At 67.9% G+C, this 13,676-nt stretch carries 14 protein-coding genes; 1 reads left to right on the forward strand and 13 read right to left on the reverse strand.

Features of this window, described 5'->3' with window-relative positions; translation table 11 throughout:
• Window positions 1-3 precede the first annotated feature (3 nt).
• The 13 genes from rpsC to rpsL all read right to left on the reverse strand — a co-directional run bounded on the left by rpsC (window position 4) and on the right by rpsL (window position 10,588).
• Window positions 4-846 (reverse strand): 30S ribosomal protein S3, encoded by an 843-nt coding sequence (gene rpsC, locus ACZ58N_RS06985; RefSeq protein ID WP_008739710.1) that lies wholly within the window; start codon window positions 844-846, stop codon window positions 4-6.
• The gene (gene rplV / locus ACZ58N_RS06990) at window positions 846-1,193 is read right to left on the reverse strand and encodes a 50S ribosomal protein L22 (protein WP_007265904.1); all 348 of its coding nucleotides are present in this window, start codon (window positions 1,191-1,193) and stop codon (window positions 846-848) included. The genes rpsC and rplV overlap by 1 nt, the downstream gene beginning before the upstream one ends.
• A 43-nt stretch (window positions 1,194-1,236) precedes the next feature.
• On the reverse strand, window positions 1,237-1,518 hold the full coding sequence (gene rpsS, locus ACZ58N_RS06995) for a 30S ribosomal protein S19 (RefSeq protein WP_008739713.1): 282 nt from the start codon (window positions 1,516-1,518) through the stop codon (window positions 1,237-1,239).
• A 12-nt stretch (window positions 1,519-1,530) separates the two neighbouring features.
• Window positions 1,531-2,367 carry a 50S ribosomal protein L2 gene (rplB, locus tag ACZ58N_RS07000; protein WP_030388860.1) on the reverse strand — a complete coding sequence of 279 codons (837 nt, stop codon included), beginning with the start codon at window positions 2,365-2,367 and terminating at the stop codon, window positions 1,531-1,533.
• Window positions 2,368-2,406: 39 nt separating this feature from the next.
• Window positions 2,407-2,730 (reverse strand): 50S ribosomal protein L23, encoded by a 324-nt coding sequence (gene rplW / locus ACZ58N_RS07005; RefSeq protein ID WP_030154694.1) that lies wholly within the window; start codon window positions 2,728-2,730, stop codon window positions 2,407-2,409.
• Window positions 2,730-3,380, reverse strand: coding sequence for a 50S ribosomal protein L4 (gene rplD, locus ACZ58N_RS07010; RefSeq protein WP_471156440.1), 651 nt, complete (start codon window positions 3,378-3,380; stop codon window positions 2,730-2,732). Before rplD ends, rplW begins: the two co-directional genes overlap by 1 nt.
• A gap of 4 nt (window positions 3,381-3,384) precedes the next feature.
• Complete coding sequence (gene rplC, locus ACZ58N_RS07015) at window positions 3,385-4,029, reverse strand: 50S ribosomal protein L3 (RefSeq protein WP_281204232.1); 645 nt, start codon at window positions 4,027-4,029, stop codon at window positions 3,385-3,387.
• A 14-nt stretch (window positions 4,030-4,043) separates the two neighbouring features.
• Window positions 4,044-4,352, reverse strand: coding sequence for a 30S ribosomal protein S10 (rpsJ, locus tag ACZ58N_RS07020; protein WP_003948644.1), 309 nt, complete (start codon window positions 4,350-4,352; stop codon window positions 4,044-4,046).
• Between the two features lie 465 nt (window positions 4,353-4,817).
• Window positions 4,818-6,005, reverse strand: coding sequence for a hypothetical protein (locus ACZ58N_RS07025; protein ID WP_471156442.1), 1,188 nt, complete (start codon window positions 6,003-6,005; stop codon window positions 4,818-4,820).
• A 222-nt stretch (window positions 6,006-6,227) separates the two neighbouring features.
• Window positions 6,228-7,421 carry an elongation factor Tu gene (gene tuf, locus ACZ58N_RS07030; RefSeq protein WP_281204230.1) on the reverse strand — a complete coding sequence of 398 codons (1,194 nt, stop codon included), beginning with the start codon at window positions 7,419-7,421 and terminating at the stop codon, window positions 6,228-6,230.
• A gap of 150 nt (window positions 7,422-7,571) precedes the next feature.
• The gene (gene fusA / locus ACZ58N_RS07035) at window positions 7,572-9,704 is read right to left on the reverse strand and encodes an elongation factor G (protein WP_471156445.1); all 2,133 of its coding nucleotides are present in this window, start codon (window positions 9,702-9,704) and stop codon (window positions 7,572-7,574) included.
• A 39-nt stretch (window positions 9,705-9,743) separates the two neighbouring features.
• Window positions 9,744-10,214, reverse strand: a complete 471-nt coding sequence (gene rpsG / locus ACZ58N_RS07040) for a 30S ribosomal protein S7 (protein WP_266626462.1) — start codon at window positions 10,212-10,214, stop codon at window positions 9,744-9,746.
• Between the two features lie 2 nt (window positions 10,215-10,216).
• Window positions 10,217-10,588 carry a 30S ribosomal protein S12 gene (rpsL, locus tag ACZ58N_RS07045; protein ID WP_007265893.1) on the reverse strand — a complete coding sequence of 124 codons (372 nt, stop codon included), beginning with the start codon at window positions 10,586-10,588 and terminating at the stop codon, window positions 10,217-10,219.
• 400 nt (window positions 10,589-10,988) lie between these two features.
• Here rpsL and ACZ58N_RS07050 point away from each other — a divergent pair, with 400 nt between their 5' ends.
• Window positions 10,989-13,475: a YfhO family protein gene (locus ACZ58N_RS07050; RefSeq protein WP_471156448.1), complete on the forward strand. Its 2,487-nt coding sequence runs from the start codon at window positions 10,989-10,991 to the stop codon at window positions 13,473-13,475.
• The last annotated feature ends 201 nt before the right edge of the window (window positions 13,476-13,676 follow it).

A 13,676-nucleotide genomic window follows, 5' to 3' on the forward strand; every position in this document is an offset into this window, starting at 1 on the left:
CGGTCAGGCCTCCGTTCCGGTGCTCTCAGCCGGAGCGGCGGCGGGAGCGTCGGCCTTGGGGGCCTCGGCACCAGCAGCCTGCTGCGGCTTGCGGCCACCACGGCCGCCGCGCTCGCCACCACGGCCACCACGGCCGGCGGGACGGTCGCCAGCGCCCTGAGCACCACGGGCCGGGCGGTTACCCGCACGGGCCGCAGCGTTCTCGGCGCGAACCTCGGCGATGTTCTTGACGTCGCCCTTGTAGATCCAGACCTTCACACCGATACGGCCGAAGGTGGTCTTGGCCTCGAAGAAGCCGTAGTCCACGTTCGCGCGCAGCGTGTGCAGCGGCACACGACCCTCGCGGTAGAACTCGGAGCGGGACATCTCGGCGCCGCCGAGACGACCGCCACACTGGATCTTGATGCCCTTGGCGCCGGCCTTCATCGTGCCCTGCATGCTCTTACGCATGGCGCGACGGAAGGAGACGCGGGAGGAGAGCTGCTCGGCAACGGCCTGAGCAACCAGCTGGGCATCGAGCTCGGGGTTCTTGACCTCAAGGATGTTCAGCTGGACCTGCTTGCCCGTGAGCTTTTCGAGGTCACCGCGGATGCGGTCGGCCTCGGCGCCACGGCGACCGATGACGATGCCCGGACGAGCGGTGTGGATGTCCACACGCACGCGGTCACGGGTGCGCTCGATCTCAACCTTCGAGATGCCGGCGCGCTCCATGCCGGACGTCATCATCCTGCGGATGGCGACGTCTTCCTTGACGTAGTCCTTGTACAGCTTGTCGGCGTACCAACGCGACTTGAAGTCGGTGGTGATGCCGAGCCGGAACCCGTGCGGGTTTACCTTCTGGCCCATTACCGGGAACCTTCCTTGCTGCTGACGACCACGGTGATGTGGCTGGTCCGCTTGCGGATCCGGTAGGCACGGCCCTGGGCACGCGGACGGAACCGCTTCAGGGTCGGGCCCTCGTCCACGTACGCCTCGCTGATGACCAGCGTGGAGGCGTCCGGGTGGTTGTAGTTGTGTGCGGCGTTGGCGATGGCGCTGTCGAGCACCTTGCCAACCGGCACGCTCGCGGCCTGCGGGGCGAAACGCAGGACCGCCTGAGCCTCCGTGGCATCCATGCCACGGATAAGGTCCACCACTCGGCGGGCCTTCATGGGCGTGACGCGGATGTACCGCGCCTGGGCCCTGGCTTCCATGGTTGTCCCTTCGGTGTAAGTCATAGTCGTAACCACCCCGCCTTTAGCGGCGCTTCGACTTCCGGTCGTCCTTGACGTGGCCGCGGAAGGTGCGAGTCGGCGAGAACTCGCCGAGCTTGTGGCCGACCATCGACTCGGTGACGAACACCGGGACGTGGGTCTTGCCGTTGTGCACCGCGATGGTGTGACCCAGCATGCTGGGGATGATCATCGAGCGACGGGACCAGGTCTTGATGACGTTCTTGGTGCCGGCTTCGTTCTGGACGTCCACCTTCTTTACGAGGTGGTCGTCGACGAAGGGCCCCTTCTTGAGACTGCGCGGCATCTAAACCCGCTCCTAGCGCTTCTTGTTCGTCTTGCGGCGGCGGACGATGTACTTGCTCGAAGCCTTCTTCGGCGAGCGAGTACGACCCTCCTTCTGACCCCACGGGGAGACCGGGTGGCGACCACCACTGGTCTTGCCCTCACCACCACCGTGCGGGTGGTCAACCGGGTTCATCGCGACACCGCGGACGGACGGGCGAACGCCCTTCCAGCGCATACGGCCGGCCTTGCCCCAGTTGATGTTCGACTGCTCGGCGTTGCCGACCTCGCCGACCGTGGCGCGGCAGCGGGCGTCGACGAGACGGATCTCGCCGGACGGCATGCGGAGGTGGGCCATGACGCCCTCCTTCGCGAGCAGCTGCACGGACGCACCGGCGGAGCGGGCGAACTTCGCACCGCCGCCGGGACGCAGCTCGATGGCGTGGATGGTCGTACCAACCGGGATGTTGCGCAGAGCCAGGTTGTTGCCCGGCTTGATGTCGGCCGTGGGGCCGTTCTCAATCCGGTCACCCTGCTGCAGACCGCGCGGCGCGATGATGTAGCGCTTCTCGCCGTCGGCGTAGTGCAGCAGCGCGATGCGCGCGGTGCGGTTGGGGTCGTACTCGATGTGCGCGACCTTGGCCGGCACGCCGTCCTTGTCGTGACGACGGAAGTCGATCACGCGGTAGGCGCGCTTGTGACCGCCACCCTGGTGGCGAACAGTGATCCGACCGGTGTTGTTACGGCCGCCCTTGCTGTGCAGAGGGCGAACCAGCGACTTCTCCGGCGTGGACCGCGTGATCTCGACAAAGTCGGCGACGCTGGAGCCACGACGGCCCGGGGTCGTCGGCTTGTACTTGCGGATACCCATTTCTCAGTCCTCGTCCGATTCCGGACGACTAGACCTCCGTTAGGAGGCCTGGCCGCCGAAGATGTCGATTCGGTCGCCCTCAGCGAGGGTCACGATGGCGCGCTTGGTGTCAGCGCGCTTGCCGAAACCGGTCTTGGTGCGCTTGCGCTTACCCTGACGGTTGATCGTGTTGACCCCGGTGACCTTGACCCCGAAGACCGCTTCCACGGCCTGCTTGATCTGGGTCTTGTTGGAGCCGGGCGCGACGATGAACGTGTACTTGTTCTCGTCCAGCAGCGCGTAGCTCTTCTCCGACACGACCGGCTTGATCAGCAGGTCGCGCGGGTCGGTGAAGGTCTTGCTGGTAACGGTCGCCTCGGACATCAGGCGTCGCTCCCTTCGGTCTCATCGGCCTTGGGGCCAGACACGAAGGACTCGAAGGCGGTCTTGGTGAAGACCACGTCGTCAGAGACGATCACGTCGTACGTGTTCAGCTGGCCCGGCTCCAGGATGTGAACCTGGGGCAGGTTGCGGGCGGACAGCCACGCGGCCTCTTCGGAGCGGTCGACGACCAGGAGCAGGTTCTTGCGCTCCGAGATCTTGCCGAACAGCGTCTTGGCGGCCTTCGTGGAGGCGGCACCCTCGACCACGTCGGTGACGACGTGGATGCGGGAGTGACGCGCACGGTCCGAGAGGGCACCGCGGAGGGCGGCGGCCTTCATCTTCTTCGGGGTCCGCTGGGAGTAGTCACGCGGCTGAGGGCCGTGGACGACGCCACCGCCGACGAACTGCGGAGCGCGGGTGGAACCCTGGCGAGCGCGGCCGGTGCCCTTCTGGCGGTAAGGCTTGCGGCCACCACCACGGACTTCGCCACGACGCTTGGTCTTGTGCGTGCCCTGACGGGCAGCAGCCAGCTGAGCGACAACGACCTGGTGGATCAGCGGAACGCTGGTCTTCGCGTCGAAGATCTCCGCGGGGAGCTCGACGGTACCGGCCTTGTCGCCTGCCGGCGAAAGGATGTCAATGGTGCTCATTACCTCAAGCCCCCTTGGCCGCGGTACGGACCAGGACGAGGCCGCCGTTCGGACCGGGGACCGCGCCCTTGATGAGGAGCAGACCCTTCTCCGCGTCAACCGCGTGGATGGTCAGGTTCTGGGTGGTGACGCGCTCGTTACCCATACGACCGGCCATGCGCATGCCCTTGAAGACACGCCCAGGGGTGGCGCAGCCACCGATCGAACCGGGGGAGCGGTGCTTGCGCTGGACGCCGTGACCGGCACCGAGGCCCTTGAAGTTGTGACGCTTCATGACACCGGCGAAGCCCTTGCCCTTGCTGTTGCCCGTGACGTCAACCTTGACGCCGGACTCGAACACCTCAGCAGTGATCTCCTGGCCGAGCGTGTACTCGCTGGCGTCGGAGGTGCGGAGCTCCACCAGGTGGCGGCGGGGGGTGACGTCGGCCTTGGCGAAGTGACCCTTGAGGGGCTTGTTCACCTTGCGCGGGTCGATCTCGCCGAAGGCGATCTGGACCGACTCGTAGCCGTCGATGTCGTTCGTACGGACCTGGGTAACGACGCAGGGTCCGGCCTTGACCACGGTGACCGGGACGACACGGTTGTTCTCGTCCCAGACCTGGGTCATGCCGAGCTTCTCGCCCAGGACGCCCTTGATCTGCTTTGCCATCTTCTCGACGCCTCTCAGAGCTTGATCTCGATGTCAACGCCGGCCGGAAGGTCCAGGCGCATCAGCGAGTCAACGGTCTTGGGGGTCGGGTCGAGGATGTCGATCAGGCGCTTGTGCGTGCGCATCTCGAAGTGCTCGCGCGAGTCCTTGTACTTGTGCGGCGACTTGATGACGCAGTACACGTTCTTCTCAGTGGGCAGCGGCACCGGGCCTGCGACCGACGCACCAGTGCGGGTCACCGTCTCGACGATCTTCTTCGCCGAGGAGTCGATGACCTCGTGGTCGTAGGCCTTGAGCCGGATGCGGATCTTCTGTCCCGCCATGGCTACTCCGTAGTCCTGTCTGTATGTGGAACGCTCTGGCTCCCGGTTGGCCGCGGGATGACTCCCGCAGTCCTTCCTCCGACCCACGCGGTCGGGCGTGTCGCACACCCTCCACAGAAAATTCCCATACGGAAATTCCCTCATCCAAGGGGATGCGGTCCCGGACCGCGCATCGGGGGAAAGACACCCACCGAGTGCCTGGTGGGCACCTTGCTGACGCTTCCCAGAAGATTCCCGTACGTCCGTCCCCATTGCTGCCCCGAGGGGCAGATTAAGGACGACGAGTACTGTGGGACTCGCTTCCGGTCCTCCCGGCGGGAGGCGCGCAACATCGGCACTCAACCGAGCAACTTGAGTAGTCTGCCATACGAGACACGTACCTGGCCAATCGGGCGGAAGACAATACCCCGCCGCGGGGACACGTCAAACTACGGCGCGCATTTGCCCGACGGGGTGTCCGCCTGGTCAGGAGCGGGAGAGCGTGCCGCACTTCTCGCTACCGGGGGTGTCGATGCCCCGACTGCGGTCGTACGGGTCCACCAGCTCCCCGGAAGGCTCCGGTCCGTTCGCGCCCGGGTCCGAGAAGAAGGACGGGTGCAGGTAGCCGTCGTACCGGTCGCACGAGGTGTTGCCGACGCTCAGCAGGTTCTCCCGGAGCCACAGCTTCCCGGGCGTCGACTCCCACTTCTCCGCGTCGACGACCTCGAACGTGAGCTCGCGCCGCACGATGCTCCGGGCCACGTCCTCGGGGTTACCGTTGACCCGCACGAAGGGGTGGACGAAGGAGTAGTCCATCTTGATCGAGGCCTGCCCGGCCTCCGCCCCCGCCTCCAGCCACATCCGTCCGCGCACCTTCACCACGTCGCCGACGGGCCGCAGCTCCGCCGGGTCGTACCGGGTGAAGAGGTCCAGCGGGTCCGCCTCCTTGGACGGCTTCTCGTAGGCCGTCCGCATCCGCTGGTGCGTCGTGCCGTCCTTCGGGTCGAGCAGCGCCAGCGCCGCCACCGGACGCTCCCCCCGTAGCACCGCCGGGTCCAGGTTGGCCGCCACCAGGAACTGCTTCGCCTTCGCGATGCCGTCGGCGACCCGCTCCTTGTCGACTCCGTTGACGGCCTCGGCCTGCGGAACCTCGATGCCGGCGGCGCCGTCCGCCCACTGCAGGGCCGGCGAGCCGCGGAAGGGGTCCTTCGGGGTCGGCCGGTCCGGGTACTGGCTCTCCGGCGCCGCGCTCGGCCGGACGGACTCCGCCGACAGCGGCCCCGCCTGCTCCGCCGCCGCCCGGGACTCGGCCTTCCCCGTGATCCGGTCGATCAACAGCTCGGGCCGCAGGGCGATCAACGCCAGTCCGGCCACGAGCACGATCGCCCCCGCGGCCTTGAGCCGGCGCCTGCCCCTCCCCCGCCGCTCCATCTCCTGCCACGCGGGCCCGGTGCGCCAACCGGGCGGCTCCGCCGCGGCCGCCTTGCGCTTGCGCCCGAACCGCCCCGCCGCCTTCTGCCGCTCCTCGTCCTCGCGCCGCAGCCGCTCGGTCACCATCCGCGCCCGCGCGGACGGCTCCTGGGGCGCGTCCGCGTTCCCCTGCCCCACCTGCTCGCCGAACCGCCGCCATTCCTCGTCGGATATGCCCGGTCGGTCGTCGTCCCGCTGTGCCATGCCTGTTCCCCACCCCATGAAACGTTCCTGCTGCGCCCTTACGACGCCCCCACACATCGGGAGCGTCTCATACACCGCCGACAGCGCGTCCCCGGGCCCTCCCGGGTCGCCCGGGGCACCCTGCACGCGGAAGGGCCCCTCCCCGCCGCCGGAGCGGTGGGAAGGGGCCCTTCCGTCAAACATGGTGTCCGCTCGCGCGGACGACCGGGTCAGAGCACGAAATTACTTCGTGATCTTGGTGACCTGGCCGGCGCCCACGGTACGACCACCCTCACGGATGGCGAACTTCAGGCCCTCTTCCATCGCGACGGGCTGGATGAGGTTGACCGTCATGTCGGTGTTGTCACCGGGCATGACCATCTCGGTGCCCTCGGGGAGGGTCACAACGCCCGTCACGTCCGTGGTACGGAAGTAGAACTGCGGGCGGTAGTTGTTGAAGAACGGGGTGTGACGGCCACCCTCGTCCTTCGACAGGATGTACGCGGCGGCCTCGAACTCGGTGTGCGGCGTGACCGAACCGGGCTTGATGATGACCTGGCCGCGCTCGACGTCCTCGCGCTTGATGCCACGGAGGAGCAGACCGACGTTCTCGCCCGCCTGGCCCTCGTCGAGCAGCTTGCGGAACATCTCGATGCCGGTGACCGTGGTGGTGGTCTTCTCCTGCTTGATGCCGATGATGTCAACGGTCTCGTTGACCTTCAGGACACCACGCTCGATGCGACCGGTGACGACGGTGCCACGACCGGTGATCGTGAAGACGTCCTCGACGGGCATGAGGAAGGGCTTCTCGGTGTCACGCGGCGGGGTCGGGATCGCCTCGTCGACGGCGTCCATCAGGCCGAGGAGCTTGTCGCCCCACTCCTTGTCGCCCTCAAGCGCCTTCAGCGCGGAGACCTGGACGACCGGGAGGTCGTCGCCCGGGAAGTCGTACTCGGAGAGCAGCTCGCGGACCTCAAGCTCGACGAGCTCCAGGATCTCCTCGTCGTCCACCATGTCGGCCTTGTTCAGGGCGACGACGATGTACGGAACGCCGACCTGGCGGGCCAGGAGCACGTGCTCCTTGGTCTGCGGCATCGGGCCGTCGGTGGCGGCGACCACGAGGATGGCACCGTCCATCTGCGCGGCACCGGTGATCATGTTCTTGATGTAGTCCGCGTGACCCGGGCAGTCGACGTGGGCGTAGTGACGCGCCTCGGTCTGGTACTCGACGTGCGCGATCGAGATGGTGATACCGCGCTGACGCTCCTCAGGAGCCTTGTCGATCTGATCGAAGGCCGAAGCCGCGTTCAGGTCCGGGTACTTGTCGTGCAGCACCTTGGTAATGGCGGCCGTGAGGGTCGTCTTACCGTGGTCAATGTGACCGATGGTGCCGATGTTGACGTGCGGCTTAGTCCGCTCGAACTTCGCCTTCGCCACGGGGGTCCTCCTGAGAGTGGTTCTGTACGCCTTGAATGGTCGGCGCCAGGTGATCTTTGCTGGATAGCCGGCTCCCCCGGGGCAGCGGGAGGGTTGCTCCTGTTGCCCCAGAGGCTCCGGTGACAAGCCTAAAGCGTGTACTCCGAAGAGTTACTCGCCCTTGGCCTTCGCGATGATCTCCTCAGCGACGTTCCGGGGAACCTCGGCGTAGGAGTCGAACTGCATCGAGTAGCTGGCGCGACCCGAGGTCTTGCTGCGGAGGTCTCCGACGTAGCCGAACATCTCCGAAAGCGGCACGAGGCCCTTCACGAGACGAGCGCCGTGACGCTCCTCCATGGCCTGGATCTGGCCACGGCGGGAGTTGATGTCACCGATGACGTCGCCCATGGACTCCTCGGGCGTGGTGACCTCAACGGACATCATCGGTTCGAGCAGGACGGGAGACGCCTTGCGGGCGGCCTCCTTGAAGGCCTGCGAACCGGCGATCTTGAAGGCGAGCTCCGAGGAGTCCACCTCGTGGTAGCCACCGTCGAGAAGAATGACGCGGACGCCGGTCATCTCGTAGCCGGCCAGGATGCCGAACTGCATGGCTTCCTGCGCACCGGCGTCGACCGAGGGGATGTACTCCCTCGGGATGCGGCCACCGGTGACCTTGTTGACGAACTCGTACGCCGGACCATCGGCTTCGAGGATGGGCTCGATCGCGATCTGCACCTTGGCGAACTGACCGGTACCACCGGTCTGCTTCTTGTGGGTGTAGTCGTGACGCTCGACGGTCTTGCGGATCGTCTCGCGGTAGGCCACCTGCGGCTTGCCGACGTTGGCCTCGACCTTGAACTCGCGCTTCATACGGTCGACCAGCACCTCAAGGTGCAGCTCGCCCATACCGCCGAGGATGGTCTGGCCGGTCTCCTCGTCCGAGTGGACATGGAAGGAGGGGTCCTCCTCCGCCAGGGACTGGATGGCGACACCCAGCTTCTCCTGGTCGCCCTTGGACTTGGGCTCGATGGCGACCTGGATGACCGGAGCCGGGAAGTCCATGGACTCCAGGATCACGGGGGCCTTGTCGTCACACAGCGTCTCACCGGTGGTGGTCTGCTTCAGACCCATGACGGCGACGATGTCACCGGCGCCCACCGAGGCGATCTCCTCACGCTTGTTCGCGTGCATGCGGTAGATCTTGCCGATGCGCTCCTTCTTGCCCTTGACGGAGTTCAGCACCGCGGTGCCGGCCTCCAGGCGGCCCGAGTAAACCCGGACGAAGGTGAGCTTGCCGAGGTGCGGGTCACGCATGATCTTGAACGCGAGCGCCGCGAGGGGCTCCTCGTCCGAGGGCTTGCGCTTCACGACGACCTCGGCGTCGCGGACGTCGTGGCCTTCGATGGCCTCGATGTCCAGCGGCGACGGGAGGTAGCGGATGACGGCGTCGAGCAGGGGCTGAACACCCTTGTTCTTGAACGCCGTGCCACAGAACACCGCGGTGATCGTCGGCTCGCCCTTGCCCTTGCCGGAGCCCAGGATGATGCGACGGACGGCGGCGTGCAGCTGCTCGACGGAGGGCTCGTTGCCCTCCAGGAACAGCTCCATGATCTCGTCGTCGTTCTCGGCGACGGTCTCGACCAGCTTGCCGCGCCACTCTTCAGCAGCCTCGGTGTGCGTGGCCGGGATGTCGACGATGTCGTACATCTCGCCCTTGGTCGCCTCGGCGGACCAGACGAACGCCTTCATCGTGACGAGGTCGACGACGCCCTGGAAGTCGGCCTCGGCACCGATGGGGAGCTGCATGACGATCGGAACCGCACCGAGGCGGTCCTTGATCATGTCGACGCAGCGGTGGAACTCGGCGCCGGTGCGGTCGAGCTTGTTGACGAAGCAGATGCGCGGGACGCCGTAGCGGTCCGCCTGACGCCAGACGGTCTCGGACTGCGGCTCAACACCGGCGACACCGTCGAACACGGTGACGGCGCCGTCGAGGACGCGGAGCGAACGCTCCACCTCGACGGTGAAGTCCACGTGACCCGGGGTGTCGATGATGTTGATGGTGTGGTCGACGTCGTCGAGCGGCCAGTGACAGGTGGTGGCGGCAGACGTGATGGTGATACCACGCTCCTGCTCCTGCTCCATCCAGTCCATCGTGGCGGCGCCGTCGTGAACCTCACCGATCTTGTAAGACACACCGGTGTAGAACAGGATGCGCTCGGTGGTGGTCGTCTTGCCCGCGTCGATGTGGGCCATGATCCCGATGTTGCGGACCTTGGCCAGGTCAAGCGAAGTGGTAGCCATAAGGCTTCGGTCTTCTCTCGGTCTCGATGTGGGGTGGGACTACCAGCGGTAGTGCGCGAAGGCCTTGTTGGACTCGGCCATCTTGTGCGTGTCCTCACGCTTCTTGACGGCCGCACCGAGGCCGTTCGAGGCGTCGAGGAGCTCGTTCATGAGGCGCTCGGTCATGGTCTTCTCGCGACGGGCGCGGGAGTAACCCACGATCCAGCGCAGCGAGAGGGTCGACGCGCGACCGGGCTTGACCTCGATCGGCACCTGGTAGGTCGCGCCACCGACACGGCGGGACTTGACCTCAAGCGACGGCTTGACGTTCTCCAGCGCGCGCTTCAGCGTGATGACCGGGTCGGCGCCGGTCTTCTCGCGGAGGCCTTCCATGGCGCCGTAAACGATGCGCTCGGCGGTGGAGCGCTTGCCGTTCAGGAGGATCTTGTTGATGAGCGACGTCACCAGAGGAGATGCGTAGACCGGGTCGATGATGACCGGGCGCTTCGGGGCGGGGCCCTTACGAGGCATTCTTACTTCTCCTTCTTGGCGCCGTAGCGGCTGCGGGCCTGCTTGCGGTTCTTGACAGCCTGGGTGTCAAGCGCACCGCGGATGATCTTGTAACGAACACCCGGCAGGTCCTTCACACGGCCACCACGCACGAGCACGATCGAGTGCTCCTGCAGGTTGTGTCCCTCACCCGGAATGTAAGCGGTGACCTCGATGCCGGAGGTCAGACGCACACGCGCGACCTTACGGAGCGCCGAGTTCGGCTTCTTCGGGGTGGTCGTGAACACACGCGTGCAGACGCCACGACGCTGGGGCGAAGCCTCAAGCGCGGGGGTCTTTGTCTTCTCGACCTTGTCCTGCCGGCCCTTCCGGACCAGCTGCTGGATCGTAGGCACTACTTCTCCGGTTTCTGTGTGCCGTGTAGTGAAGCTAACCTGGAACTTTGCCGACCCACGCGGTCGGGTGTGTCGGATCCGGCGGACCTCCGCGCAAGCACGGAAACGCATGGATCGCGGTGGCCGATGCGGGCTCACGTGCGGTTGATGGACACGCGCGGGAGCCCAGGCACACCCCAGGCACAAGGTCTGAGCGTACCTACCGCATCCACTCCGGTCAAAACATAAGCCGGGCCACCGCGGTCGCCGAACCCCCACAGGTCAGGCGCCGCACGGGCGTACGCCCTCCGGGCAGGCCGGCCGCGCGCTGTGCGAACCGGCGTGATAGGGCGGGCCAACTACACTTCCAGCGAATCCCAGCGAGTCAGTCCAAAAACGTACGAGCGCCAGGAGCAGGACATTGGGGACGGTCACCTCGGAGCCGAAGACGGCCGGAAGCCCGCCTCCCGACGGCGATCGGAGCCCCACCGCGCCCCGGCGCACCCGCCCGAGGGGCCTGTACGGCCCGCTCCTCGCGTTCCTCGTCACCTCGGGCGCCTTCTGCGCGGCCTGGGTGGCGCGCGGCACCTTCCCCTTCGGCAACACCGGCCGGGCCCTCAACGACCAGGCCAACCAGTACATCCCGTTCCACCGCGCGCTCTGGGACCTGGTCCACGGCCAGGCCGCCGGCGACGTCCTGTTCACCTGGCGCGGGGGCTTCGGCCAGCAGTTCCTGTCCGACTACTACACGTACCTCGGCAACCCGTTCTCCTGGCTGGCCGTCCTCGTTCCGCGCGACCACGTCGACCTGGCCGTCTTCGCGATCACCCCCCTCACCATGGGCACCGCCGCCGCCCTGATGACCGTCTACCTCGGCAAGCTCCAGCCCGGCCCGTGGTGGCAGCGCGGGGTGCTCGGGGCGACGTACGGGTTGTGCGGCTGGGCCCTGAGCGACGCCTCGTACATCCCGATGTGGCTGTGGGGCCTGGTGGCGCTGCCGCTGCTGGGCATCGCCGTCGAGTGGTGCCTTGAGGGCCGCCGGTGGCCGGGGGTGGCCCTGTTCGTCGCCCTCGCCTGGTTCGGCAACTTCTACACCGCGATGATGGCCACGATGGCCGCCTGCGTACTGCTCGCCATCCGCCTGATCACCCTCGACATGACGGGCGCCCAACGGTTGCGGGCCCTCGCCCGGGCGGCGACCGCGGCGGCGACGGGCATCCTGCTGACGCTGCCCCTGTTGCTGCCGTCGTTCCTGTCCAGCGGCTCGGCGCAGCCCACGACGGCGGGCGCCTTCGACCCGGTACGGATCGAGGTGTTCCTCGCCGGGATGCTGCCGGCCACGCACCTGTGGGGCGGCCGGCCACGGCTCTACGTCGCCTCCCTGGGCCTGATCCTGGCCGCGACCTTCCTCTTCAACACGGCCATCGCGAAGCGGACCAGGCTGGTGTGGGCGGCGGCGACGCTGCTCGTGGTCGTCTCCTTCCAGTTCCCGCCCACCCAGTACCTGTGGCACGGGCTGGCCGTGCCCAACGGCAACCCGTACCGCGAGACGTTCGTCTTCAGCGGCATGGTCGTGGTGTTGGCCTGGCTGGCCCTGGCGAACCGGCCCCGGCCGCTCCACCTGGCGCTCGCCGCGACGCTGCTGGTCGTGGCCACCTTCGTCCTGCGCCGCACCGACGACTTCGGCGGCTGGACCTGGCCCGCCGTCCTCGGCGGCGGCGCGCTCTCACTGCTGGCCCTGGTGCTGCCGACGCTGGGCGAGAAGCGCCGGTTCCTGGTCCCGGTGGCCGCCGCCCTGATGGTCGCCGTCGTCTTCGCCGAGTCCACGGCCGCCGCGGCGAACGCCGACGCCCGGCGCGCGCGCGAACGCTGGGCGAAACCGGCCGCGACCTCCAACCAGTCGATCACCCACCACTTCGACGCCGTCCGGGGCGTGGACGGTTGGCCCGCGTACCGGACGGACTCGGGTGCGCCGCAGACCTCGTACAACGACGCCCTCGCCCTGCGGGCCGAGGGCCCGCAGTACTACAGCAGCTACCTCCCCGAGGCCACGTACCGGGCCCTGGAACCGCTGGGCTACGGCTACAAGAACGACGGCCGGACCTTCTTCGGCGCCGACAACCCGGTGCTCGACGCGATCTTCTCGATCGGTGCCCGGGTCCGCCCCGGCACCGCCCCCGACTCCTGGACGGGCACCACCTTCCCGGCGCCGCCCCTGGTCACGCTCCGCTCGACCCCGTACACCTCCCCCAACCCGGCGGCCGGCGTCTGGGCCCGCCAGGAGAACGTCCTGGGCGCCACGGTGTACCGCGTCCCCGAGGTCCGCCGCGGCGGCACCGCCACCGCACAGACGTACGCCGCGCAGTGCACCCCCGGCTCCGAGGCCTTCTGGTACTCCCCCGAGCTGTACGGGACCCTCACGCACGGCGCCGCCCGCCTCCCCCTGGAGGACCGGATGAGCGGGGTCCTCCCCCTGGGCCGCGTCCCCGCCTCGGGCGCCGTCGAGGTCACCGTCGACACCCGGACCGCGAACGCCACGGCCGGCCCCCACCCCGTCGGCTGCCTGGACCGCGCCGCCCTGGACACCCGGATCCGCGACCTGACCGCCACCGGCGCCACCTCCGTGGAGGCGGGCGGCCACAGCATCGAGGCCACCCTCCCCCGCGGCGCCTCGGGCACCGCCGTCATCGCCATGACGAACGTCCCGGGCTGGCAGTGCTCGGCCCCGATCCGGCCCTTCCACGGCCTGGTGGCCCTGGACGTCGCACCGGGCACCTCGAAGGTCTCCTGCACCTTCACCCCGAAGGGCCTCACCCCGGGCCTGGCAGCCGCCGCCCTGGCGCTCCTCACCCTCATCTCGGTCACCACCACCACGTACGTCCGCCGCCGGCGGGAGAAGAACGCGTAGGCACGACCCCCACGGGTGAGCCCCCCGGCCGGAGGACGGCCGGGGGGCTCACCCGTACCCGGGCAGGACGGGCAGGACGGGCGGGAAGCGGACGGAACGGTCCTCACGGGACGACATCCCGCGAGGACCGGGGGCACCGCCGGACACCACCGGACACCACCCAACCCCCGTCGTTGGTCGGCCCCGGGAAACGCCGCAGGG

The organism is Streptomyces sp. NPDC040432 (genome assembly GCF_055595445.1).

What these genes read in the sequence shown, in the direction of transcription:
- rplB (WP_030388860.1), bottom strand. Translation starts at nt 2,367, where the DNA reads ATGGGTATCCGCAAGTACAAGCCGACGACCCCGGGCCGTCGTGGCTCC.
- rplW (WP_030154694.1), bottom strand. Translation starts at nt 2,730, where the DNA reads ATGTCCGAGGCGACCGTTACCAGCAAGACCTTCACCGACCCGCGCGAC.
- rpsS (WP_008739713.1), bottom strand. Translation starts at nt 1,518, where the DNA reads ATGCCGCGCAGTCTCAAGAAGGGGCCCTTCGTCGACGACCACCTCGTA.
- rpsJ (WP_003948644.1), bottom strand. Translation starts at nt 4,352, where the DNA reads ATGGCGGGACAGAAGATCCGCATCCGGCTCAAGGCCTACGACCACGAG.
- ACZ58N_RS07025 (WP_471156442.1), bottom strand. Translation starts at nt 6,005, where the DNA reads ATGGCACAGCGGGACGACGACCGACCGGGCATATCCGACGAGGAATGG.
- rplV (WP_007265904.1), bottom strand. Translation starts at nt 1,193, where the DNA reads ATGGAAGCCAGGGCCCAGGCGCGGTACATCCGCGTCACGCCCATGAAG.
- rpsC (WP_008739710.1), bottom strand. Translation starts at nt 846, where the DNA reads ATGGGCCAGAAGGTAAACCCGCACGGGTTCCGGCTCGGCATCACCACC.
- rplC (WP_281204232.1), bottom strand. Translation starts at nt 4,029, where the DNA reads ATGGCAAAGCAGATCAAGGGCGTCCTGGGCGAGAAGCTCGGCATGACC.
- rpsG (WP_266626462.1), bottom strand. Translation starts at nt 10,214, where the DNA reads ATGCCTCGTAAGGGCCCCGCCCCGAAGCGCCCGGTCATCATCGACCCG.
- rplD (WP_471156440.1), bottom strand. Translation starts at nt 3,380, where the DNA reads ATGAGCACCATTGACATCCTTTCGCCGGCAGGCGACAAGGCCGGTACC.
- fusA (WP_471156445.1), bottom strand. Translation starts at nt 9,704, where the DNA reads ATGGCTACCACTTCGCTTGACCTGGCCAAGGTCCGCAACATCGGGATC.